The organism is Paenibacillus beijingensis, assembly GCF_000961095.1.
Lineage (GTDB): Bacteria > Bacillota > Bacilli > Paenibacillales > Paenibacillaceae > Paenibacillus_O > Paenibacillus_O beijingensis.
Genome location: NZ_CP011058.1, coordinates 882,246 through 906,169 on the forward strand (window position 1 = coordinate 882,246; position 23,924 = coordinate 906,169).

19 protein-coding genes and 1 riboswitch are annotated in these 23,924 nt (G+C 52.4%); all 19 genes read right to left on the reverse strand.

Translation table 11 applies throughout. From position 1 onward, the window contains the following. Positions 1-217: 217 nt before the first annotated feature. On the reverse strand, positions 218-610 hold the full coding sequence (gene mnhG, locus VN24_RS04165) for a monovalent cation/H(+) antiporter subunit G (protein WP_082083609.1): 393 nt from the start codon (positions 608-610) through the stop codon (positions 218-220). After that, entirely contained in the window at positions 597-890 is a 294-nt protein-coding gene (locus VN24_RS04170) for a Na(+)/H(+) antiporter subunit F1 (protein WP_045669391.1), read from the reverse strand. The genes mnhG and VN24_RS04170 overlap by 14 nt, the downstream gene beginning before the upstream one ends. Then, entirely contained in the window at positions 890-1,366 is a 477-nt protein-coding gene (locus VN24_RS04175; protein ID WP_045669392.1) for a Na+/H+ antiporter subunit E, read from the reverse strand. The genes VN24_RS04170 and VN24_RS04175 overlap by 1 nt, the downstream gene beginning before the upstream one ends. A gap of 4 nt (positions 1,367-1,370) precedes the next feature. Then, entirely contained in the window at positions 1,371-2,849 is a 1,479-nt protein-coding gene (locus VN24_RS04180; RefSeq protein WP_045669393.1) for a Na+/H+ antiporter subunit D, read from the reverse strand. Continuing rightward, positions 2,842-3,180, reverse strand: coding sequence for a Na(+)/H(+) antiporter subunit C (locus VN24_RS04185; RefSeq protein WP_045669394.1), 339 nt, complete (start codon positions 3,178-3,180; stop codon positions 2,842-2,844). The genes VN24_RS04180 and VN24_RS04185 overlap by 8 nt, the downstream gene beginning before the upstream one ends. A 2-nt stretch (positions 3,181-3,182) precedes the next feature. Next, positions 3,183-6,086 (reverse strand): Na+/H+ antiporter subunit A, encoded by a 2,904-nt coding sequence (locus tag VN24_RS04190; protein ID WP_045669395.1) that lies wholly within the window; start codon positions 6,084-6,086, stop codon positions 3,183-3,185. Between the two features lie 278 nt (positions 6,087-6,364). Then, on the reverse strand, positions 6,365-7,168 hold the full coding sequence (locus VN24_RS04195; protein WP_045669396.1) for an ABC transporter permease: 804 nt from the start codon (positions 7,166-7,168) through the stop codon (positions 6,365-6,367). Continuing rightward, positions 7,161-8,078, reverse strand: a complete 918-nt coding sequence (locus VN24_RS04200) for an ABC transporter ATP-binding protein (protein ID WP_045669397.1) — start codon at positions 8,076-8,078, stop codon at positions 7,161-7,163. The genes VN24_RS04195 and VN24_RS04200 overlap by 8 nt, the downstream gene beginning before the upstream one ends. A gap of 1,209 nt (positions 8,079-9,287) precedes the next feature. Next, positions 9,288-10,550, reverse strand: a complete 1,263-nt coding sequence (locus VN24_RS04205; protein WP_045669398.1) for a PQQ-dependent sugar dehydrogenase — start codon at positions 10,548-10,550, stop codon at positions 9,288-9,290. Between the two features lie 831 nt (positions 10,551-11,381). Continuing rightward, positions 11,382-12,998 (reverse strand): ArnT family glycosyltransferase, encoded by a 1,617-nt coding sequence (locus tag VN24_RS04210; protein ID WP_045669399.1) that lies wholly within the window; start codon positions 12,996-12,998, stop codon positions 11,382-11,384. Between the two features lies 1 nt (position 12,999). Next, a complete protein-coding gene (locus VN24_RS04215; RefSeq protein WP_045669400.1) occupies positions 13,000-14,145 on the reverse strand; it encodes a glycosyltransferase in 1,146 nt (381 codons plus the stop codon). Positions 14,146-14,210: 65 nt separating this feature from the next. Continuing rightward, a riboswitch (cyclic di-GMP riboswitch) is annotated at positions 14,211-14,294 on the reverse strand. Between the two features lie 87 nt (positions 14,295-14,381). Beyond that, positions 14,382-16,610: a cyclic di-GMP-binding domain-containing protein, MshE-related gene (locus tag VN24_RS04220; RefSeq protein WP_238590822.1), complete on the reverse strand. Its 2,229-nt coding sequence runs from the start codon at positions 16,608-16,610 to the stop codon at positions 14,382-14,384. Between the two features lie 93 nt (positions 16,611-16,703). Beyond that, on the reverse strand, positions 16,704-16,934 hold the full coding sequence (locus VN24_RS04225) for a hypothetical protein (RefSeq protein WP_045669401.1): 231 nt from the start codon (positions 16,932-16,934) through the stop codon (positions 16,704-16,706). A gap of 29 nt (positions 16,935-16,963) precedes the next feature. After that, entirely contained in the window at positions 16,964-17,428 is a 465-nt protein-coding gene (locus VN24_RS04230; protein ID WP_052702775.1) for a hypothetical protein, read from the reverse strand. 54 nt (positions 17,429-17,482) lie between these two features. Continuing rightward, on the reverse strand, positions 17,483-18,046 hold the full coding sequence (locus tag VN24_RS04235) for a VanZ family protein (RefSeq protein WP_045669402.1): 564 nt from the start codon (positions 18,044-18,046) through the stop codon (positions 17,483-17,485). Positions 18,047-18,094: 48 nt separating this feature from the next. Continuing rightward, positions 18,095-19,144 (reverse strand): copper amine oxidase N-terminal domain-containing protein, encoded by a 1,050-nt coding sequence (locus VN24_RS04240; RefSeq protein ID WP_045669403.1) that lies wholly within the window; start codon positions 19,142-19,144, stop codon positions 18,095-18,097. A gap of 47 nt (positions 19,145-19,191) precedes the next feature. After that, the gene (locus tag VN24_RS26155) at positions 19,192-19,851 is read right to left on the reverse strand and encodes a hypothetical protein (protein WP_052702776.1); all 660 of its coding nucleotides are present in this window, start codon (positions 19,849-19,851) and stop codon (positions 19,192-19,194) included. 177 nt (positions 19,852-20,028) lie between these two features. After that, positions 20,029-22,533, reverse strand: a complete 2,505-nt coding sequence (locus VN24_RS04250) for an S-layer homology domain-containing protein (protein ID WP_045669404.1) — start codon at positions 22,531-22,533, stop codon at positions 20,029-20,031. Between the two features lie 44 nt (positions 22,534-22,577). Beyond that, complete coding sequence (locus VN24_RS04255) at positions 22,578-23,915, reverse strand: UDP-glucose dehydrogenase family protein (RefSeq protein ID WP_045669405.1); 1,338 nt, start codon at positions 23,913-23,915, stop codon at positions 22,578-22,580. Positions 23,916-23,924 lie beyond the last annotated feature (9 nt).

Here is a 23,924-nt window from a genome sequence, read left to right on the forward strand (position 1 = left end):
TCAGTTCCGTTAAATATCCAAATGGGCTCATAAATGCAAAATAAGAGCACGGAGTTCCGTTAGATCATCTTGACTGCTGCCACACCGCCCTCCGGATCCTACCGTGTTTCGCACTCTGACAGCTCCGACCGTTCCTCACTCACGCTCCCGCTCCTACCGCTCCTACCATTCCTACCACTCCGACCGTTCCCTCACGCTCCTACCACTCCGACCGCTCCTACCATTCCTCCCGCTCCTCGCGTACTTCCCGCTTCTCCCGTTCCTCCCGCGCGCGCTTCAACTCGCCCTTCAGATCGTCCCGCACGCTGTGCCGCCACAAGGAAACGCCCGTCCGGTAAGCCGCCCGCCCGTTCAAGTGGCCCGCCACCGGCCCGGTCATAAAGACAAACACGATGCCTAGTAACAGCTTTGCACTCACATGGCCGAGGTAAAACATAAAATAAAGAAATGCGCCGGTTAATACGGCAAGCACGCCGAGCGTCGCGCTTTTGGTCGCGGCATGCGACCTCAAGTAGACGTCCGGAAGCCGGATCAGTCCAAACGCGCTGAGCGCGCTGACCAAAGCGCCGAACAGCACCAGCAGGCCGATCAGCAGCTCACCGGCTCCCATTATCGTCTCCGCGTTCAATGACATCACCTCTTTCAATATATCTGGCAAATGCCGTTGTGCCGATAAACGTCAAAATCCCGATGACCAAAATAATATCGAAGTAGGCCCGCGTTTGAAACAGCATGCATATGACCGCGATCATCGACAGCAGAATGACGCCGATCGTGTCGAGCGCCGCAATCCGGTCCGCCATCGACGGCCCTTTGATGAGCCGATACAAACAGCCGAGCACAGCCAGCGACAGCAGGATAAGCGATGCAAGCAGCAGATTCGACAGCATTAGCGGGTCACCTCCATTATCGCTTTTTCAAATGTTCCTTTAATCTGCTTCGACAGCAGCTCCGTGTCTTCAATGTCCATCGCGTGAATGTATAAGGTGCGTCCGTCCCGCGACACGTCCAGCGTCAGCGTCCCCGGCGTCAGGCAGATGAGACAGGAGAGCAACGTGACTTCCCAATCCGATTTCAGCTCGGTAGCATACGCGAATATTCCGGGGCGGATATTCAGCTTCGGCCGGACGATCTGGCCCATGACAGTGAAGCTGGAGACGACCAGCTCTTTCAGAAACAGCAGCAGCAGCTTGACGACGGCCCACACCCGTTTCATATAAAACCCCTCCGGCCAGAAACGATGCAGCAGACCGATCAGCGCCATGCCGAGCAAATAGCCGACCGCAAACCGCGGATAGGACCATTCACCCGATAGAAACATCCAAACGACAGCAACGACGAGATTCAACAAAATTTGCAGCGCCATCCCACTACTCCTTTAGTACCGCATCAATATACACAGACGGGTGGACAAGCGCGTCCGACGCCTGGGAAACGAACGAATAGACCCACTCGGAGCCGATACCGAGCAGCACGATAAGCACGCACAGCCCCACCGCCGAGTAAACCGTCCCTTTGCCGGGCGGCAACTGAGGCTGAGGGTCCGATTTTTCTTCACCAAAAAAAGCCTGGATAAAAATCCGCATCATGGAATACAGCACGAGGAAGCTCGAAGCCAAGCCGATGGCGGTCAATGCGTATTCATGATCGGCCAGGCCGCCCCGGACCATCAGCAGTTTGCCGGGAAAGCCGCTGAGCGGCGGGATGCCGACGAGTGCCAGCGCGACAATGAAAAACATCCATCCCAGTAGCGGGTACCGCTTGATCATGCCGCCCATCTCCTGCAGCCGGCTCGTCCCGGCCGCCTGGATGATCATGCCGCCCAGCATGAACATAAGCGCTTTGGCGACCATATCGTGCAGCAAATAAAACACCGCGCCATCCAGCGCATCCCGGGAAGCGACCGCGATGCCAAAGGCGATGAAGCCGACGCTGATCACCACGTTATAATTCAAGATCCGGTAAATATCCGAGAAAGCAATCGCCCCGATCCCTCCCAGTATCATCGTGGACGCCGCCATCCAGCCGATCAAATCATGTGCGACTCCCGCATCGTGGTAGAAAATAAGCGTAAAAACGCGAATGATGGCGTACAGCCCCACCTTGGTGAGCAATGCGCCGAACAGCGCCGACACCGCAGCCGGCGGCGCGCTGTAGGAACCGGGCAGCCAGAAGAAGAGGAACAGCCCCGCCTTCAGGGCGAACACAATGAGAAACAGCACGGCGATAACGTTCAGCATTCCGCCCTGCCCCGCTTCCGCCACGCGGACGGACAAGTGCGCCATGTTGAGCGTGCCGACCACTCCGTACAAATAAGCGACCGCCGCGACGAACAAGGTCGAGGATACGATATTGATCAATATATATTTCAGCGTCTCGCGCAGCTGCCGCTTTGTGCCGCCGAGCACGATCAGCGCGTAAGAGGCGATGAGCAGCACCTCGAAGCAGACGAACAGGTTGAACAAATCGCCGGTCAAGAACGAACCGGATACGCCCGCCAGCAAAAAGTGGAAAAAAGGATAAAAATAATGCCGCTCCCGCTGCTCCCCGATCGTGCGGAACGCATACAGCAGACAGGCAGCCGCGACAACCGACGTCGTCAGCACGAGCAGAGCCGCCAGCATGTCGGCCACGAACACGATGCCGTACGGCGCCATCCATCCGCCCATTTGCAGCGTCTGGATTCCTCGATGCCCCACCTGGTACACCATCACCGCGGCAGAAGCGGCGCACAGCAGCACGCCGAACATGCTGATCCACCGCTGCAGCGCGAGCCGGCCGTTCAGGAAGATCAGCAGCACCGCCGTGCACAGCGGAATGAGGAGCGGGAAGACGATCAGGTTATTCATCTTGGTCTCCCTTCAGCTGCTCCATATCGTCGGTGCCGAGCTTTTGATACGCTTTATAGGCCAGCACGAAGAAGAACGAGGTGACCCCGAAGCTGATCACAATCGACGTCAAAATAAGAGCCTGCGGAAGCGGATCGACATATGACTTCGCATGCTCGCCGAGCAGCGGCGGCGCTCCTTTTTTGGGCCGGGACATCGTCAGCAGCAGCAAGTGGACGCCGTGGGTAAGCAGCGAGGTGCCGAGAATGATGCGCAGCAAGCTTTTGGACAAAATGAGATAGACGCCGACCGCAAACAGCACGCCGATCGCCAAAGACATGTACAGCTCCATGACTATATGTCCCTCCCTATCGTAAAAATGATGGTCATCGTGACGCCTACGACGGACAAATAGACGCCCAGATCAAACAGCACGGCCGTCGCCAGCTCCGTCCTGCCGAGCAGCGGCAAATCGAAATAACCGAACGCATGGCTGAGGAACGGCGCGTCGAACAGGAACGAGCCGATCCCCGTCAGCAGGGCGATCATCAGTCCGGCTGCCGTCAAGCTGCGGAAGTCGACCGGGATGACCTGCTCCATCGTGTTCATGCCGAAGGCCATGGATAGCAGCACGAGCGCCGATGAGGTCAACAGCGCCGCGATAAAACCTCCGCCCGGCTCATGGTGACCGGAGAAAAACAGGTACAAGGCGAACGTCAGGATGAGAAAAATGACCGCTTTCGATACCGTCCTCAGGATGACATCGTTGCTTGCGGGCAGATGAATGTCCGGCCGCCTCTTGCCCTTCATGCGCACCGCGTGCGGCTCCCGGCGGCCGGTGCGCAACCGCGAGCCGCCGGCGGCATCGTCCGGATCCAGGCTGAGCTTGATGAGCGCGTAGATGCCGAGCGACGCAATGCCGAGCACCGTAATTTCCAGCAGCGTATCGAATCCTCTGAAATCGACGAGAATGACGTTCACCACATTTTTCCCGCCCGCCGAATGATAGCTTTCCTGCAGAAAGAACTCGGAGATCGAGCCGAACGTCGGGCTGCCGCTTGCTCCCAGCGCGATTAACGTGACGACAGCGCCAACGCCGGTCGCGATCAAGAAATTGGTCAGCTTGAACCTCAGCGCGGACACTTCCCTTTTTAATTTGGGCAGGTGGTAAAAGCAGAGCAGGAACAACGTGACGGATACCGTTTCGACGATCATTTGCGTCAGCGCCAAGTCCGGCGCCCGGAACAGCACGAAGAACAGCGTCACCATATAACCCGCCGCACCGGTCCAAATTATGGCCATCAGCCGCGAGCGGGCAAACGGCACGGCCGCGGCCGAGACAATCAGCACGGCGATAATGACCGCTTCATATAGGGAAAGCGGCGCATACTGCGACATGTCGATCCGGAGCGAGCCCGACAGGAACATCGTAATCCCGAGCGCCGCGATGAAGAAGACGAAGATGTAGCTCAAGTAATCGCGTACCGAGCCGGTCATATAGGCGCCCGTCAGGCGGGCTGCCCCCCGCTCGGCTGTACTTAGGCTCCAGTCGTAAGCGCGGTTCAGCGAGATGCGGGTGAACAGCGGCTCGCGCAGCGGCTTAAACCACCTGTGCAGCTTATAAAGAACGATGCCGGCCGCAATAATGCCCGCCGTCATGAACACTTCCGGAGTCCAGCCGTGCCAGAAGGCGATATGAACGGCGAGGTGCTCATCCGCCGGCAGCGTGCGCGGTACAATCGCGGCTATCGCCGGCTCGATAAGCGAGTGAGAGAGCAGGTTCGGGAACAGCCCGAACACGAGCGCCAGCAGCCCGAGCACAGCGGGCGGAATAAGCATGCCGAGCGGCGCTTCATGGGGCTTGCGCTCCAGCTTGTCCGGCTGCAGCGGACCGGTAAACGTCCGAAACAGCAGAATCATGCTGTAGACGAAGGTGAACACGCTCGCCATCCAGGCGACGGCCGGAATGAGCACGCTCCACGTCTGCGCGTTCCAGACGTCCATATGAAGCGTGTCCAGCACCGCCATCAGGAACATCTCTTTGCTCAAATATCCGCCAAACGGCGGCAGGCCCGCCATCGAAAACGTGCCGAACAGCGCAATCGTGAACGTGACAGGCATAAGCGGCAGCAGGCCGCCCAGCTTGCGGATGTCGCGCGTCCCCGTTTCATGGTCGACGATGTCGGCCACCATGAACAGCGCGCCTTTGAAGGCGGCGTGATTCACAATGTGGAAGACGGCGGCCGTAACCGCCCCGGTATAAAGCAGCGCTTCCGCCCCCGCAGCGGAAGCGGCGGCGGAGCCTAATCCGAGCAGGCTCATGATGAGGCCCAATTGACTGACGGTTGAAAATGCGAGCATCGCCTTCAAATCCGTCTGCTTTAGCGCCCGGAACGAGCCGTAAATGAGCGTCATCAGCCCGAATCCCGAGACGAGCCAGAACCACTCCGCCGCTCCCGCAAAGAACGGATTGAACCGGGCAACGAGATAGAGCCCCGCCTTCACCATCGTCGCCGAATGCAAATACGCGCTGACCGGCGTCGGGGCCTCCATCGCATCCGGCAGCCAGATGTGAAACGGAAATTGCGCGGACTTCGTAAACGCACCAAGCAGGATCAGCAGCATGGCCGGAATAAATAATTCGTGAGCGGCCAGCGTGCCCGCCTGATCGATGATGCCGCGAATGCTGAACGTGCCGCTCATCACATACAGGAGAATGAATCCCGCCAGCATCGCGAGTCCGCCGAATACGGTGATCAGCATCGATTTGAGCGCGCCGTAGCGGGACCGTTCCCGATGATGCCAGAAGGCGATCAGCAGAAATGACGAGATGCTCGTCAGCTCCCAGAAACCGTACAGGACCATCATGTTATCCGAGAGCACGACGCCGAGCATCGCACCCATGAACAGCAGCAGATAGACGTAGAAGGTTCGAACCTGCTCCTTGTTTTTATCCAAATAAAAGATGGAATAAAGAACGACAAGCGAGCCGATGCCGGAAATCAACAGGGCGAACAATAAGCTGAGCCCATCCAGCTGAACGGTAAAATCGATGCCGAGCGACGGCATCCAAGGCAGTGACGCGAATTCCCCTCCTTGCCGGACGAACGGAATGCGGCTTACAAAATAACCGAACAATACGGCCGGTCCCGGAAGGACGAGCCATCCGGCATGAACGCGGCGCAGCAGCCTGCCGAGCAGCGGCACAGCGGATGCAAGCAAAAAAGGTACGATGATCGCAACGTGCAGCAAAGACAACTTTTTCTCTCCCCTCATCTTCATCTCTTCGTTAGTTTTTCCAACTGCAGGAAATCTAGAAGTGTGGTGAAAAACATGCAGCCTACGGTCGGTATGGGTTTCCACTCGCTACACAGCACCCGATTTTGCACGGCACCCGGAAAAAAGCAAAAAGAGCCCGCTTTTGGCAGGCTCCTCCAGTTTCATGCATATGCGGTTTTGTAACTTAGCTACGGTTAAGTATACTGTGATTGCCGTGTGCTGTCAAAACGAAATAACGAACATCATTACGTTAGTAATTACGCCGCCACATCGCGTTTGCGGAACAGCGTCCACGTAACCGCGAGGAACAGAACGTAATAGACGGCAAGCACGCCGAGCGAAAATCCGAACGTCATTCCGTTGTCGCCCGGGGCGCCGCTCAAATAGCCGGTCAGATTCAAATGGACGAGGAAAATGTATTCGATCCATTCATATCTTTCCATCATCGCCCGCAGCAGTGTCGCAATCGTCGAGCCCATCAGCACGATGAACAGCGACAGGCCGATCGCAAGTCCGTTGCTGCGGAAGACGGTGGACAGCATAAATGCAAGCGTAATGACAACGACCATGGAAATCCACTGCAGCGCGTAATAAGAAAGCATATAATTCCAGACGCCGACGTTTAGATTCGTGCCCAGATCCGCAATCGCGGACGCTTGCCCTCCGCTGTAGCCGAATACGATCATGTTGATCACAACTGCGGCCGCAAACAGAATGACCGTACTAAGCAGCGAAAAGAGCAGCAGCGAAACATATTTGGACAATAAAATTTTGGAACGGGACCACGGCCGAATGAGCAGCAGCTTGATCGTTCCCGCCGAAAATTCCCCGGCGACGCTGTCCGCCGCCACGACAACGGTGAAGATCGTCACGAGTTGGAGCATAACAAGCGACTCGTACAGCATCATCGTCCACATGGAAGGCTGCCCGCTGCTGACGGAGTTGGCAATGAGGGAGACGGCAAGCACGCCGATCACCGGAAACGCGAGCATGATCCACGTGCGGATGCGCCGGTACAGCTTCATATTTTCGTTTCGAACCAGCTGCCAAAAATCAAACAATTTGTTCACCCCCCGTAATTTCCAGGAATTGATCTTCAAGCGACTTGCTGACGGTGCGGATGCCGTAGACGCGCAGACCCGCCTCGACCAGCTGTTTGTTAATATCGGCAACACTTTCGCGGTCCGCTTCAACGGCAAGCTGTCCATCCTCCACGCGCGCGTTGAACGCGCCGAGCAGCCGGGCCGCTTCTTCGGGGCGGTCCACTTCAAGGCGTACAACCGCAACCGCAACGGCTGCGGCGTTTACTTCGCGGATCGGACGGACATCGATCAGCTTGCCCGTCTGGATAATGGCGACGCGGTCGCACATCAGCTCCATCTCGGACAGCAAATGGCTGGAGACGAATACTGCCGTATTCTCTGCCTGCGCCAGCCGGCGCAAATAATCCCGCAGCTCGCGGATGCCGGCCGGGTCGAGACCGTTCGTCGGCTCGTCCAGAATGAGCAGCGAAGGCTTGTGCAGAATCGCCTGCGCCACGCCCAGACGCTGCCGCATGCCGAGCGAATAGCCGCGCACCTTCTCGTTGATTCTCTCTTTCAGGCCGACAAGCTCCGCAACCTCATCAATTCTCTCTTTCGTAATGCCGGGAATCATCCGGGCGTAATGCAGCAAATTTTGATAACCGGTCAAATATTTGTACATCTCCGGATTTTCGACAATCGCGCCGACATGGCGGATCGCCTTCTCGAATTCGGTGCGGATGCTGGAGCCGCCGATGACGATCTCCCCATCCGTGAGGGACATAAGTCCTACCATCATGCGAATCGTCGTCGTTTTGCCCGATCCGTTCGGTCCCAGAAATCCGAACACTTCCCCCCGCGGCACATCAAGCGTCAGTTTGTCAATAATGGTGCGGTTTCCAATCCGCTTTGTCACATCGCGCAGTTGAACAATCGGTTCAGCCGACATTTCCATCCTCCTTCAGGTTTTGCCTTCGGCAAAACCGCTTCGTAAGCATCATCTTTTGTTTTGCCTGCGGCAAAACCGCATCGTAAGCATTCCCTTTGTTTTTGCAACGGCACATGCTCATCGTATGTATTCCCCACATTTTATACCGGCAAATCGCACTCCAAATGCCTCTTCTTAGGTGTGGCCTGCGGCAAAACCACGTCGTAAGTATGAGTCCTTTTCTCCCAGCCGGATACAAACAGCCCCTATTATACCAAATTCTGAGTGACAATCAAGAAGATAGAGCCGGAATATTCAGGAAGAAATATTAATGTATAGACGAGCGGCTGCGATATAAAGTTTCCGGGGAAATCTGCTAGAAGCTGTAAGCGTTCCGGTAAGAAACAAATAAATAATGGCTCAAACCAGGAATTAGTGTTCTTAAAAGTGCCCCGTTGCATGGAATAGACGCGAGCGGACACAGAATCCGCTATGTCCCTCTAATCGGTCGTTTTTTGCATGTAAGCGGACAGACGATCCGCTTATGGACTTGAATCTTCACCAATTGGCTGGTCAACGAACGAATAACGGATTTTCTGTCCGCGAATGTTACAAGAAAGCGGTCACAGAAGGAAATAACGGACTTAGGGTCCATCCAAGAGCCTCACACCACTGTCTGGCACGACTGTTCTTCGTCTCTAATTTCACCACTATCTCGCACGACTGTTCTTCGTCTCTAAGTTCACTCGCATGTTCTCGTCAAGTACTGTTTCAGTATTGAGCTAAAAAATAATAGCGGCAAAAAGCCCGCCAGGGACGGTCTAACCGTCGACAGCGGGCGAGCAAAAAGCAGCGAAAACGAACGTCATGCCGCCACGTGCTAGAAGCCGCGGCTGATGTGATGGAAGATGGACCATACCCGACAAAATTCCAAGGTTTATAACGATTGCATCGTCGGTCTAATCACAATCTCGTTAACTCCGGCATCGTCGGGTTCATTAATTGTAAATGCAATAGCTCTGGCGACACTGTAGGGAGAAATGCTTGGATAATCCTCGTATTCAGAAAGAACACCTGTCGCTGTCATTCCCGGGGAGATGATGATAGACCGGATATGAGAGGTCGGTGATTCTTCCTGGCGCAGCCCTTCCGATATCGCGCTGACGCCGTTAGGAACTTCTATCAAGCGGGCGAACCAAAGAATGGCTTATATCGATTTGAATACACGCCCTAAAACAACGGCCTCAGCCGGATGATGCGGTCATCGTCCTTTCCGGGATCTCCCCGGCCGTCTCGGTTGCTGGTCAAAATGTAAATCGAGCCGTCCGCCGTTTCCGTCACGTTGCGGATGCGGCCCAGCTCGTCTTGGAACAGCTTGTCGACGGAACGTACCGAAGAGCCGTCCTCCGACAGATCAAGCCGGAGAATTTGCGTGCCGCGAAGATTCGCGACGAGCAAATTTCCCGCCCAAGGCCCTTTCGTTACGAACGTGATGCCGGAAGGGGCCCACGTATCCTCGGCGCTATGCAGGATCGGGGTTTTCAACGGGCCGACGCCTCTGCCGCTTTCATCCTCCGGTTTTACCCGCGTTTCGTCGCCTTGAATAAGCGGCCATCCATAGTTGGCGCCAGCGGCGATCAGGTTCACTTCATCGTGAGCCGACTGTCCATGCTCGGAGCTGTACAGCTGTCCCGTTTCCGGATGCCAAGCCAATCCTTGCGGATTGCGGTGGCCGAGGCTGTATACCGGGGATCCCGGGAAAGGGTTGTCGCCCGGAATCGAGCCGTCGGGAGAAATGCGGAGTATTTTTCCTCCTAGATGGTTCAAATCCTGCGCGTTCATAGGTTCTCCCGCATCGCCGCTCGTGATATAAAGCATACGGTCGGGTCCGAACTTGATCCGTCCGCCGTCATGGTAAGGGTAACCGGGCAATCCGTCCAGAATCACCTTGTCGATTCGCGCTTTGTTGCCGGACTCGACGAGACGGATGACGCGGTTTTTCGGCGGCCCGCCATCGATATAACTCTGGTATACATAGATATAATGATTCTCGGCAAAATCCGGATCCAGCTCCAGCCCCAATAATCCCGCTTCCGATTGACGATAAAGCCCTTCATCCAATTGCAGAACGGGCTCGTCCACGAGCTTGCCGTTCTCGATCACGCGCAAATTACCGGTTCTTTCGGTAAAAAACAGACGTCCATCCGGCGCAGCTTTAAGCTCCCACGGCACCTCGAAGCCGCTTGCCGCAACTTCCGGGGCATACGGCAATTCCGCTGTCGAAGCGTTGTCTTCGCTGCCGGAGGAAGGGGGCGCCGCTTCTTTATCCGGCGGTGTTTGATTCGGGGGATCCATCGTTTCTTGCGGTGGAGCTTGTTCCGTTCCAGTTTGTCCCGTTCGAGATTGTTCAGAAGAACCATCGCCAATCCGGCAACCGCTCAAGACAAGGCAGCAGAGCAAAGCGGCAGCCGTCCAACGTCGCACGTCTTTCATCCCATCTCCTCGCTTCTCATGAGGCCGCAGCAAACGCCTCCGCTGCGACTGTCATTTTACTGACTAATGTATATGGAAATTCAACTCTTGTAAATGGAGCGTTGGACGATGGCGTTAGGCCGTTGGACCCAATTTTCTTTGGAGCTTCTTCCCAAATGTCGAACGTTACGATACGATCATTAGCAATAGGAAAAAACGCCCGCTGCGGACGATCGAATCGTCGACAGCGGGCGAATAATGACAAGGATTATGGGAGTCCGGGCAGACTTGCCGAAAGGAAAAGACAGGCGTCATTAAGCAGAGCGGTATGTGTCACAACTGCGGACATATCCTTCGATCGTCCACTCCTGAGCGGGTTCGGATTGAGGCTCCATCTGCTTCGAAGCGGACGCCTGCTGCTCGACTTTGCTGCAGCTCACACATGCTCCGAGCGGATGAATAATCCGAAAGAAGCCCGTTCGAAACAGGGAATCAGCCTGACCGTGTTCCAACAATCGACCACAACATACACAATAAAATTGCTCGCTCATTGCCACTTGCCATCGCTCCTCGCGTACTGGTCTGATTTCAAAGAAATCTCTATCAAGTCTATGCAGCGAATGCGAAAGTTATGTTACGTTTCGTATCAATTAATTTTAATTTATGACAATAATCGATGGAAGTCAAGGAAAAGAAGTGCATTATTCTGTCGAAAGAGAATGGTTGTTTGGGAAGAAAGAAGAACTTGTATCCGCTTTCATTATTATACAATAAAATGACAAAAATAAAAAGCAGAAATCCAAAAAATCGGACTTTCTGCTTATATGGGGAATAACTCGAGGAGAGTCCATTTTACTGTTGAACCGGTTGATTGCCTTTGTCTTTTTGAATGACCCGGAACAATCTCCACTTGTCACCATATTCTGTATCTAGAACTGCAAAATCTGTCCCTTTAAAATAAAAGTCGCCGTATTTCTGATTTACTGCTTCCAGCGCTGCAATTGCCTCCGGTTTGGGCACCAAAATATAATCAATATCGCTGCCAACAGGGTCGAGTAATGACTCTGCAAAATCCCTGTCGCTTGTTATGACAAGATGATCAGGATGTTTAGAATATAGAATCGTCCAGAATGAAACGAAAGAATCCATCAACACTGTTACTTTTTTTTCCTCAATTCTTTGGTCCAAATCGCTGGCAATTTGTTTAGCCATTAGGATTTGTTGATGTGTCGAACTTTCAGAGAAATGGATTGCTTCATATTCTTCTTGTGCCAGAGTGGCATTTTGCATGATCCGTCCTGTCCAAATTGAGCTGGATACCAGTAACATGAAGGTTAGCAGACAACTGAGAATATAGATCAGCTTTCTTTGAGATTTTTGCTTCTGTAACTCATAGGGCAGCCATGCCGCTATCATAGGAAGCGGATAAACAAAGAAGCGAAACCATCCGTATGAGGAGCCTTTGTAAAGCATATATACCTGCATGATTGGAATAGCCGTTATCATTAACAGGAGCAGGAAGAATTCAACTCGAAACAACTCTTTTCTAGTTAATCTCATTCCGATGATTGCAATTAATGGAAGCAAAAAACAAACACTTTTTTCCCATGAAAATCGCAATGCAGCCGTTAAATTCCCAATTACCGGTCCAATCGTTAGATTGCTGGACAATCCCGCCGACTGTCCTATATTCGAATAATTCGAACGCAGAAAATATAGTGGATCGCCCATAATCGTGTAATTCAGCAAAATCCACAAAAGGCCGGTATATATTACGGGAAGCATGAAAATCAGTTCGGTCGCTTCGAATCTATGATAGGTTACCCGGAAAGACTGCTTTTCATCTGCAACAATCCTCCGCCTCAAAATAATGAGAGCGACGCCCAGCGCCATAAAGGCTCCGAAAGCGACCGTTTCATAACGGGTTAAAAACGCAAAGGCAAGCGCAAATCCGGAAAAAATGACAGAAACGACTTTTTGGCTGTCCATCCAATCCAACAAAGAAGTAACTGCCCAAACCAGAAAAAAGATAAAGAGGATTTCGCTCATTCCATTTGAGCCATACAAAAAAATAAACGGATTAAAGGAGAACAACGCGACAAAAGTCAAGGCGATCCATATCGAATGCCCTCTAGCTCTGTAATGGCGGAATAACAAAACTGCAGTGGCAGCCGCAAAACTGCTCGTCAGCAGTACACCTACAAGCCCTTCCGTAGCAAGCTCCGGCAACAATGGTTTGAATAATAAAATAGGGATTTCCAGCAAGCTTGGCAGCGGATTCCAAATAAAGCCGATCGCCCCCAGATGCGGATCACGGCTGTACAATACATAATATGCGTTTGCAACACGACTGAGCGCATCACCCGGGAGAAATAAATTTACATGCGCCATCCATATTCCTACAACAAGCTCAAGGGTGAAGACGACCAGCCCAACCAGGATGGCCGGCCATTTGCTCGTTTTGATCATGCTACAACTCCATACGTCTTGGTTCCGCTTTCGCAGATTCGACCAGGGCAGGTCTGGCGGCGCGTTTCCGGGAAAACGTCCACTTATCGTTCAGCACAAAGTTCCATACGATACCAAAGGCAATGCCGATCCAGCCGGAAAAAAGCGAATGAGCGTGGAAGAAGTGAACAAGAGCAGACACCAGGCCGCTTGAAAGCAGGATGCTTCCGGATGTGACGACCGAATATTTGAGCAGCCGGCCGGCCCAATTCAAGATCGAAGATCCGGAGCCGTGACGGCTCTGCCAAGTATACCGGTTATTCAGCACAAAATTAAATAACATGCTGATAAATGAAGCCGCCAGGAAAGCCCAAAATACAGCTAATCCGGATTTCAGCAGCGTCCAATAAAGGGTCGTGTTCACCACAACGCCGCATAATCCGATCAGACCGAATTTCACAAACCGCGAATCTTCATCGCTTGCGGCAACGAGCTTACCGACATGAACCAAATAGCGCAAATGCTCGCCCATGTTCATTTTGGAGCTGCCCAAATCGCGGGCTTGAAACCGGTACGGGATTTCAGCGATCGAACGAATGTCGGCCCTGACAATGAACTCCAGCATAATTTTCCAGCCGAGCGGTTCAAATCGTATCCCTTCAATCGCCGCTTTGCGAACCGCAAAAAATCCGCTGGTCGGGTCGCTAATTTGCCGGATTCGGCGCAGCGCCGCGCGCGCAATCATCCGGGCTCCCCAGGAAACGACTTTGCGGTAAGGATTGAGCCCCCCGTCATTTCCGCCGGGGATGAAGCGGGATGGAATGACCATCTGGCAGCCTTGTTCAATCGTGCGGATCATGTCGGGAATCACTTCCGGAGGATGCTGAAGATCCGCATCCATGACGACGACAATCTCGCCGACGGCCGCATCGACCCCATCCAGTACGGCAGTCGCAAGACCTCTCCGCTCCGTCCGGTGGATATAACGGACAGACGGGTTTCCTGCAGTCAGCTTTTGCAAATAATTCGGTGTGTCATCCATGCTGTCGTCGACAAAAATAATCTCAAACATCCGCCCAAGCGGCGATAATACAGACGTCAGCCTCTCAGCCAGAATGTTCACATTCCGGCCTTCGTTAAATGTCGGGATGACAACACTAATTTCCATCCGCAGTCCACCGAATAGTTAAGTTTTTCACTTGTCGGAACAAGAGTAAAAACCCCTTTCAAAAAGTTGAAAGTGGTCGGTTGCACTAGTCGCTCCGCCGGATCCAAGTGCCCATATACAGATCCGGTTTCTCCGCGCCCAAATTATAGCTTCATTATACCTTGAAACTGGTAATTAACAACATAAATTTTCCAACGGTTACTTGCACCGATAGAGTGCAAATTTCCTCTCGCACGTTAAGCATTTAGCGACCGGTTTTGCTGCTCCGGAGTCGTTAATCCGTGCGTCGTTTTTTCCCAATAAAAAGGTTTCGTGATGAGCTGCCACAGTGCTTTTACAGCGGCAATGCTCATCATCACCCAGTATACCGGAGTCAGAAGCGCATATTTGATGAGACCGAACGACAGCCATCTTTCCCGGTTCATATGTAAATCGTGCACGATCCAATACGCGCCGGCCATGTTCATATAAACGAACAGGAAGTTGCCCAGCAATAGCTGCGCCGCGGCCAGATAGTAGATGTACCCGGGGAAAAACGACGGAATCCAGCCCGCGTGTGTGACATACCAGAGGATAATGAGCGACCAGAAAATCGGGTTGAGCATCGGCAGCATCGGCGACGACAGCAGCATCAGCTGTACGCCCCAGAAGCCGCGCGCTCCGACTTCGCGGTACAGCTTCAGCGGATTGCGCATATGGACAAGCCATGTCTGCATGTAGCCTTTAATCCACCGCGAGCGCTGGCGAATCCAGTTGCCGTAACGGCTGTTCGCCTCCTCAAGCGTGCGCGAATTGACGATACCGGTCGTATATCCTTTTTTGTACAACCGAATGCCCAGATCGGCATCCTCGGTTACATTGTACGGATCCCAAGCATCCATCTCCTGCAGGATCGACGTTTTGAAGTGGTTGGATGTCCCGCCGAGCGGTACCGGGATTTTAAGCTGCATGACGCCGGGGAGAAGCAGTTCAAACCAGTTGCTGTATTCCTGGGTAAAAAAACGGGTTAACAAATTTTGGTTGCTGTTAAAGTAATTGAGTTTTGCCTGAATGCAAACACAGTTGTCGGGGTTTTTCTTGAACGCGGCAACGACTTTCTTCAATTGATCGGGGTCGGGACGGTCTTCGGCGTCGTAAATGACGACATATTCGCCTCTTGCCCGGGCAAGACCGTAATTACACGCTTTCGGCTTCGTCTTGGGCAGACTGTGGGGAACGATAATTGTTTTGAAGTAGAGCGGTAACGACAACGATCGGATGACTTCAAGCGACTCCACGTCATCTTCCTCGATTAACAGCCTCACGTCCAGCTTGTGCTTCGGATAGTCGAGACGGTTCAAATTTTGGGCCAGATGCGGAATGACTTCGCTCTCTTTATACATCGGAACGAGAATGGTATAGACCGGCAGTTCCCGCTCATTAAGCTGACGCAGCTCCTCCTCCGAGATCCGGATTTGAGCCTCGTGCCGGGTTCCGTAAATAATAATCATGAACTTCATGACGGTCATCGTAAAATAAAACAGCTGAATGATGACATTCAATATAAGCAGCATGGCGAACCAGTTCGCGATCAGCCCCCCAATGACAACCGCAGCTAATACGGCTGCAATGACAATTTGGAGGACCGTAAAGGTGACGCTGGCCGAGTTTTCCGGCTGCTGCTGCTTCAGCTTCTCCGTACTCTCGTGAAGCAGCTCACGGTGATAGATGTCGTTCCACAGCTTCTCCATTTCCCAAGGGGACGCGAGCACCTGCAAAATCGGCAGACCGATGTGCGCTTCCAGCCGCAGCCTCTGTTCCTCATCCAACAGCTTTTCCACCGCCAGGACGCAGCGAGTCGACTGACGGTTCACGACGATGGCGTTGTATTTGCGGGCCATCGCTTCCGGCAGCTTGTAGTCGTCGGTGCCGTCAATGCTTTCGCTCAGACGTCCGATCCGGTGCTGGCTCGCCAGCTCGCGATAGAACTGCCGGGGTGTGATCAGCTTAAGCGAGATTAATATTTCGCCAAGGCTTCCGCCGCTCTGCTGCTGCAGCTCCAGCGCGCGGTCGACATCGCTTTGCAGCAAGTATCCGTGAGCTACGAGCAGTTGGCCCAGCCGTTTCGAACTGTCCGTGCGGGCCAGCAGAAACTCCAGCTGCTCCGGCCGCACAAAGCCAAGCTCGATCAAAATTTCGCCCAATAAGCCGCCGTTTGTCCGCTGGTACTTGAGCGCTCTGTCGAGATGCCGGGCATTGATCCACCCGAGCAGCAGCATCCGTTCGCCGATTCGGGTTGATTCCAGCGGATGCGGCATTTGACCGTTCTCGCTGATCGCCTGATGCAGACGTTCCGATACCTCGGGATGCTGCGCACAGATCTTCTCGATCTGATCAAGCTGGGCCGTAATTTCATCCTCCAGCCGCTTTATCTTAAAGGCATAATCTTCCCTCAGCGCATGCAGCTGCTGTTCCAGTTGCTCCACCTGCCTGTGCCCCACTTGCAAGGCGAGTTCCATTTCCGTCAACGATCGGATCAACGTTTCATCGGATTTTTTGAACAACCGGTATTTCAAGTCTTAAGCCTTAAAGGGCGCAACATACTCTTCCAGATTCGTTTTCAACGACACCATTTGATTGAGCTCTCTCGACAGATCGGTAAGATAACTTTCCCGTTCGTCGCTGATATCGCGAATCCGATTTCGAAGCTGAAGCAGCTTCAGATCAAGCAGCTCCTGCTGCTTCTTGAAGTCCGCAAGATCCTGTCTGAATTGATTTGAATCGTAACCAGCATATTTCTCATTCTCCATCACGAGCATCCCCTATAATATTTATATTTTTATTTGGACGATTCTTCCTTACCGTATGACCAGAGCAGCTTCCACTCTTCCGCTTCCCGCGTCACATAACAGTTCTGAACGATCTCAAAGTTGCCAAAGCTGCCCGAATAGTTCATCGTTACCGGAACCAAATATACGCGCTCAAGCAGTTCGCTTTCGTTTGTCATGCGCCAATCTCCGACTTCATGGCTGTTGCCGACCTCAAACTCGAACGAATGAACGCCGAAGTCCTGCATAAATACATGCGCCCGTTTCTGAATGTAGCTATCCTTGGAAAAATGATCTTTCATCTGGGAGTGAAACAGCTCCCAGGAGCTGCCGAAATCGCCTGACTGCTCCAGCGTATAAAACTGACGCACAACCGCTTCGGCCCCGTCACCCGTGCCAGCCGTCAATCCCGTCGCTCCCCGCCATAGAATCCATCCGATCAGCACCGCCAGCATCAACAGCGCCAGCTTGGGCATCAACCGTCTTCTTCTTCTGCGAAGCAATACCCTCACCCCTGTCCCTAAACTGGTTCAGTCTATGTGACGGGATGAGGATTTATAACGGCGGCTCATGAGCCTGACGAAGAAATAAAGAAGCAAGCCCAAGCTTGCTCCGGTGAGATCAACAAATACGTCCTGGTAGGCTGGTGTTCGGCTCGGTGAATGACCTTGATTCATCTCATCCAGAACCGCAACAACACCCGCCGTCAGCAAAGGAAACGCCGCAAGGGAAGCTCCCCGGATGCGGAACCGAGCCATTAGCATCGCCGTCAGGATCGCCAACATGCCGTATACAAACAAATGAGCCCCTTTGCGGAACAGGAATTCGATCATCCCGAACGGATTCGAATCGCTCGAATACTTCCTATGGTCATAAGAAAAATCAACCTTGGGCAGCACCTTGTCCGCCCCTTGAGCCGTCAACGTCCGATGCAGCAGCGGCTGAATCGATTGCTTCTGATACGACTGGGAAGAGAAGATGAAGATGACCGCGATCCATGCAAGCCATAATATCGGGATCACAATGCGGAGCCAGCCAAGCGAGAAAAGAGCGGATCGGCTGCGGCTGCTTCGTCTCTTCCTTCGCTGCCTCATCCGCCCTCACTCCTCCTTGCTTATGGATCTGTGACTTTCAAAGTGTAACTACATCTTTTTCAAAAGTTCCATTCCTTGGTTAAGCTCCGAATTAAAGCGATCGCGGTATCGGTTGATAATATCGGTGCTGTATCCGTTCGCGCTCAGTTTCTGACTGGCTTCCGTAACGATTTGCTCGAATTGCGCCTTGCAATTATCCAGAGCCTGCTGACCGCTTGCGATTAACTGCTTTCTCTTGTTCTCATCTTTTTCACTCAGGTATTGCCCAGCAAGGCTGTACAAGCCCTCCTGGCAGCTGTTGCGAAGCGCGTACAGCTTATCCTCCGCTTCGCCCGTGATCGATTCGTAGGAAGGCTTTACAGGAGCTCCGCCTCCGCCGCCACCTGGGTTGCCCCCACCTCCGTTGGATCCACTACCGTTCTGACTGCCACTGCCCGTTTGACCGCTTCCTTGGGTTGCGGTCCCGGTAGAGCCGGTAGATCCGCCTGCATTGCCCGGTTCCGAACCTTGTCCGGAGTTGCCGCCCGGGGCAGGAGGTTCACTTGTACCGGAACTTGGCTTAACGGTGAGCGTATACGTTTTGCTGTCCCACAGAATAGCCGCCCCGACGGATTCGGACATGAAACGAACCGGCACATAAATCGAGTTGTTATAGATAAAAGGAATCTGATCTTTCGGCAGCTGCTTGACCGTTCCGTTAAAGACAAAGCTTGCCTGTATCGAAGAAGCTTTGAGCCATGCGATTGCCGCTGTAGATAGCCCGGTACTGGACAAGCTATTCAATGCCGTTTGAAGAAGGAGCAGTTCCTGTTCCGTCGGATCCGATACGGTTACCGTCTTCTTGACCGAATCCCATTTGACATTTTTCTTGAGCGTATACGAAATGAATCGCAGCGGAACGTAAGTGCGGTTTTGATACATAAATACATATTGGCCCTTCGGCAAAACGTACGTCTTGTTATCAAAGCTCAGTTTTGCTGGAATGGACTGCACTTTAACAATCGGTGTCGATGCTGATGCAGCCGAGGCAGGCACAACGCCAATAATAAAACTAACTAGCATGCACATCATCGCAATCCATGTTGGCTTCTTCTTCATGATTTTCCCCTTTCTTGTTGCCCTTTCGATTTACTGCCAGATAACCGTTACTTTCCTTTGTCCATTTCTTCCTTTGCTTCCGCATACGTTCTTCCCTTGCTGACGCCATATTTTTTGGCAAGTCCAGAGAGCTTATCATAATCACTCTCAGAAAGTTTGTTCAGCAGAATGGATTTGGCGGTACGCTTTTCCTCAACCGTCAATCCGCCTTTAGCCAGTTCCCGCAGCTCGTCGATATCGGAAGCGCTCAAACTTTTCATCAAAATCGTAGCGGCGTTTGCCTTGTCGCTAACGGTTAAGCTTTCTTTCACTTCTTTTGCTTTATCAGTCGTCACATCCCCTGCAGGATCCGGCTTAGCCGAGCCGCCATTGGAGGAAGATGGTTTGGCAGCTGCTTCACTGGAGCCCGGATTATCGGAGGATGCGGCGGGTTTTCCAGAGTTGGTTGATGCATCGGATGGAGCGGATTTGTCGGGTTTGCTTGAAGAATCAGCTGTATCAGCTGGTTTTATTGCTCCTGATTCGGGTGAAGCGGTATTACCAGAAAGAGAGCTGTCGCTGGATTCCGAATCTAATTCAAGATCGGAAACAAATGAATCCATCACACGATTAACGGCGTAATTGGCGGCGATCACTCCGCCGATTCCAATTGCAATAACGATACCGAAACACCAGAGGGCGATTCGCTTCCATTTTTTTTTGCGCATCTCACAGACCTGTCCTTTCCGATTAGGTTCTTAATCCATCTCCCCCCGCTACCGAAATCAATAACCATACAGCCAGACACCAAGAAGGATCACAAATTTTCTCTCCTAAAAAAATAAAGTCATCCTCCTTTCCGCAAACGGAAAGGAGGATGAGACAAAGGGTATGATCGTCAGTTTTTATTTCTTTAACAAATCCAGTCCTCTGTAGATCAGGACCGCTGCTTCGGCGCGTGTTGCGTTTGCATTCGGGTAGAATTTACCGCCGCTTCCCATCACGAGACCATGAGAGGATGCAAACGCGACTCCGCCTTGCAGGGCGGAACTGATCGATTTCGCGTCTTTGAAGCCTTTCAATGCGCCCGCAATATCGGTTGCGTTCTCGTATCCGCCGGCCAGCTTCAATGCACGGGTCATCATCGTCACCATTTCAGCACGGGTGATGGTCGCTTTCGGTTCAAAATGCGTGAAATCGCGTCCGTACGTAATGCCATGTTTGACAGCAGCTGCAACATAAGGCGCGAACCAATCCGTCGAATTCACATCCACAAATTTCTCTGTTGCGCCGGCAACTTCCAAGTTGAATGCGCGAACGAGCATTTTGGTGAACTCAGCACGGGTGACTATGCCTTTCGGAACGAATTTGTCCGCCGTTCTGCCCGACGCGATGCCTTTGGAAGCAATTACCGTGATCGGATTGCCGGCCCATGCTTGAACTGGCGCAAGATCGGTGAAGGTGACTTTATGCTCAACAACTGCATAAGAAGAGAGCGTGTCACGCGACTCAATCACGAATTCGCCTTTGACGAAGCCGATTTGATAATCGATGGTCGTTCCGTCAATTTTAATGACCGTGAGCAGTTCCTTGTTCAGTTTAGATGCATTGACCAAAGGAAGATTCAAAATAACCGGATCGGTGAACGTCGTTACCTTGTTGCCGCCAACCGTAATTTCAAAATCGTACACATCAGATGCCAGAGCATCGTAGGTCAGGCTCGTTACCGTCTTGTTATCCAGCTTGGTCAGCTGCAGCTTGACCGGACCGCTGAATCGGCTCAGCGGCAGCAAGAGCGACGTTCCGCTTGATTTCGCGCCAACAAAAGTGAGTCCGTTTGCCTTCGCCGTTTGAACAATCGCGGCCGGCAGCTCGACAGCCGATTTAGCGGTCGTGGCCGTTCCCACATCGAATACGATCGGCACCTTCAAATATGTACCGGTCATGAATTTGGAAGCCTTGATCTCTTCGGTAAGAACGCCCTTAATAATTTTGGACGCATTCCCGATTTTCCCTAACCGGCTTGTCAGATAGACCGTGTCCAGAACCGGCGCATATACGCTGTCCGTCACTTTGGCAAGCTTGGAAACATCATACGGAGCAATTGTGTCATAAGCCTTTTGTCCGGCTTTCACCGCATCGCGAATGAGCAGTTCTTTTTGGTCCCCCGTCGCTGTCGCAAGCTTCGGCTTGATGACGGCAATCGTTGCTCTGAATTCAGCCAGTGCAGCCGCTACCACTTTGTCAAACGGATCTTCTTCCTGGGTACCAAGACCGCTTTCACTGCTGCTGCCTCCTCCGTTATTTCCGCCGCCGTTATTTCCACCGCCAGTATTATCTGATTTAAATGTCAGCGTTACAGGACCCTGGAATACGGTTTTAACGGCATCTGTACGAGGATCCGTGAACGTTGCCTTAATTTCAGCCGTCCCGGTCGTATCCGTTGACGGAATCGTTACAATTCCATCATCCTTAACGGTTACGTTGCTGCCGCCTGAAACTTTGCTCCATTTCAAAATAACGGGAGGAACTTCCTTGCCGAAAAACTCCAGCTTTAATGTTTTCGTGCGACCGCTATCCGATTCTACAGCCTTCAACACCGATTCCGCCCGGAACAGCGCAATTGCGAGCGCGCTTCCCGCCGGCACGTCATATTTCAGTTTGATCTGGGTGTTAATAATCGAATCGTTAATATCTTTCGGTGTTACCCCTAACGTCGTGAGTACTTTGCTCAGTTCATATTGATTATCATCCAGTACCTTTTTAATACTTTCGAATATGACATCGTTAAGCTTTGAACGGTCCAGCAGCAGTCCCACAAGCTCTTCAATGGACTTCTGACTTAAAGTATCGATAATCGTGCCCTGCACACCCTTAAGCGATCCGCCGTCGCCAATCAGGAAGAAAATCACATCATCGACACTCAACGATTCGCTTCGCGCCGACTCTCTCAACACCTTGACTACGTACTTGTAGTCATCATGTGTCCTCACTTCTTCGAGATTAGCTCCCGTCGTATCGTAAGGGAGTGCCATGATCGTCCGGAACAATGATGCGGCATTTTCTCTGAACTTCAATCTGTCGGCCGTTTCCGGGACGTCATCCGTTATTTTGTCCCATACCGGGCGGAACAGTTCCAAAATCTCGGTTCCGCGCAAAGCAGCAATTTCACTTTTCAGATTTCGAACATCCTGCACGTCTACAGGATCTCCTGCCAGTAAAGCGGCACGAATTTTGTTCAATCGTTCCAGCGTCTGCGATTTCAGCGCCGGAATATCAGCCGCATTGGCCACTCCAGCATCCAATGAAGGGATTCCCAGCACGCTCAGCGGCACCCCGCCGAATGAAGATGCCGCCACGGTCAACGAAAGAGCCGATACTGCAACTTTTTTCTTTAACTTTCCTTTCACCAACAACACCACCTAATCTTAGAATAGAATGAATAGAATTACGACTAAAATTGCAGAACCGGCATTTGTTCTCTGACCCCTTGATTCATGCCCGGCCTTCCGACCGAATAATAAATCATTGGAGTACCTGCCAACTGTTCCTCACTGAACACATTTCGTCCATCAATTAATATTGGACGCTTTAACAGCTTTTGAAGCGCTTCAATCGAAAATTGTGTAAATTCCTTCCACTCTGTCAACAAACATAGCGCATCGGCTTGTTCTGCCGCTTCCACTGCGCTGCCGCAATACTTTACTTCCGGATGAACGAGCAGCTTCTTAAAGTTATCAGTGGCTATCGGGTCGTAGGCTTTGACATGCGCACCCTTGTCAATAAGCGTTTGAATAATCTCGAATGCGGGCGCATCACGTACATCGTCCGTCTCCGGCTTAAAAGCCAGCCCCCAGACAGCAATCGTCTTACCGCTCAAATCGCCGAGTATCGTTTCCAGCTTGTTGATCACATTAAAGCGTTGATCTCGATTGACCTCGACGACCGATTTGAGCAGTTTAAATTCGTAATCCACATGACCGGCGATTTGGATAAGCGCTTGTGTATCTTTAGGGAAACACGAACCACCATACCCAATACCTGCCTTGAGAAAGGAAGAGCCGATGCGCTTGTCGAATCCCATACCTTCGGATACTTTAGTCACATCGGCTCCTACTTTCTCACATATGTTAGCAATTTCATTGATGAACGAGATTTTCGTCGCCAGGAAGGCATTCGATGCATATTTGATCATTTCCGCGCTGCGAATATCCGTCAACAGGATTTGATCCGTCAGCGGACGGTGCAGCGCCGAAATACGCTCTGCCGCAGCCTGACTATCCGTTCCGATGACAATCCGGTCCGGGTTAAGCGTATCCTTGATTGCCGACCCTTCCCTTAAAAATTCAGGTACGGATACGGTATCGAAGTGATGAACCGAGTATTCGGAAATAATGGCCGCAATCTTCTCGTTTGTTCCAACCGGTACCGTGCTCTTCGTCATGACGATCTTGTAGCCGTTCATCGCCTGCGCAATCTCTTTCGCAGCATCCTTGATATAGGAAAGGTTGGCTTCTCCGTTCGGAAGCGGCGGAGTTCCTACAGCGAGAATGACGATATCCGACCGGCGAACCGCATCGGCAAGATCCGTCGTGAACGACAATCGGCCCGCATTTCGGTTGCTCTCTATCAGCTCCTTCAGCCCCGGTTCATAGATCGGAACTTCGCCTCTCTCAAGCATCTCGATTTTCTCTTGAATCTTATCGACGCAGATGACTTCATTGCCCAACTCCGAGAAACAAACGCCCGATACCAACCCGACATATCCGGTGCCGACGACTGCCAGTTTCATGCTGCTCAC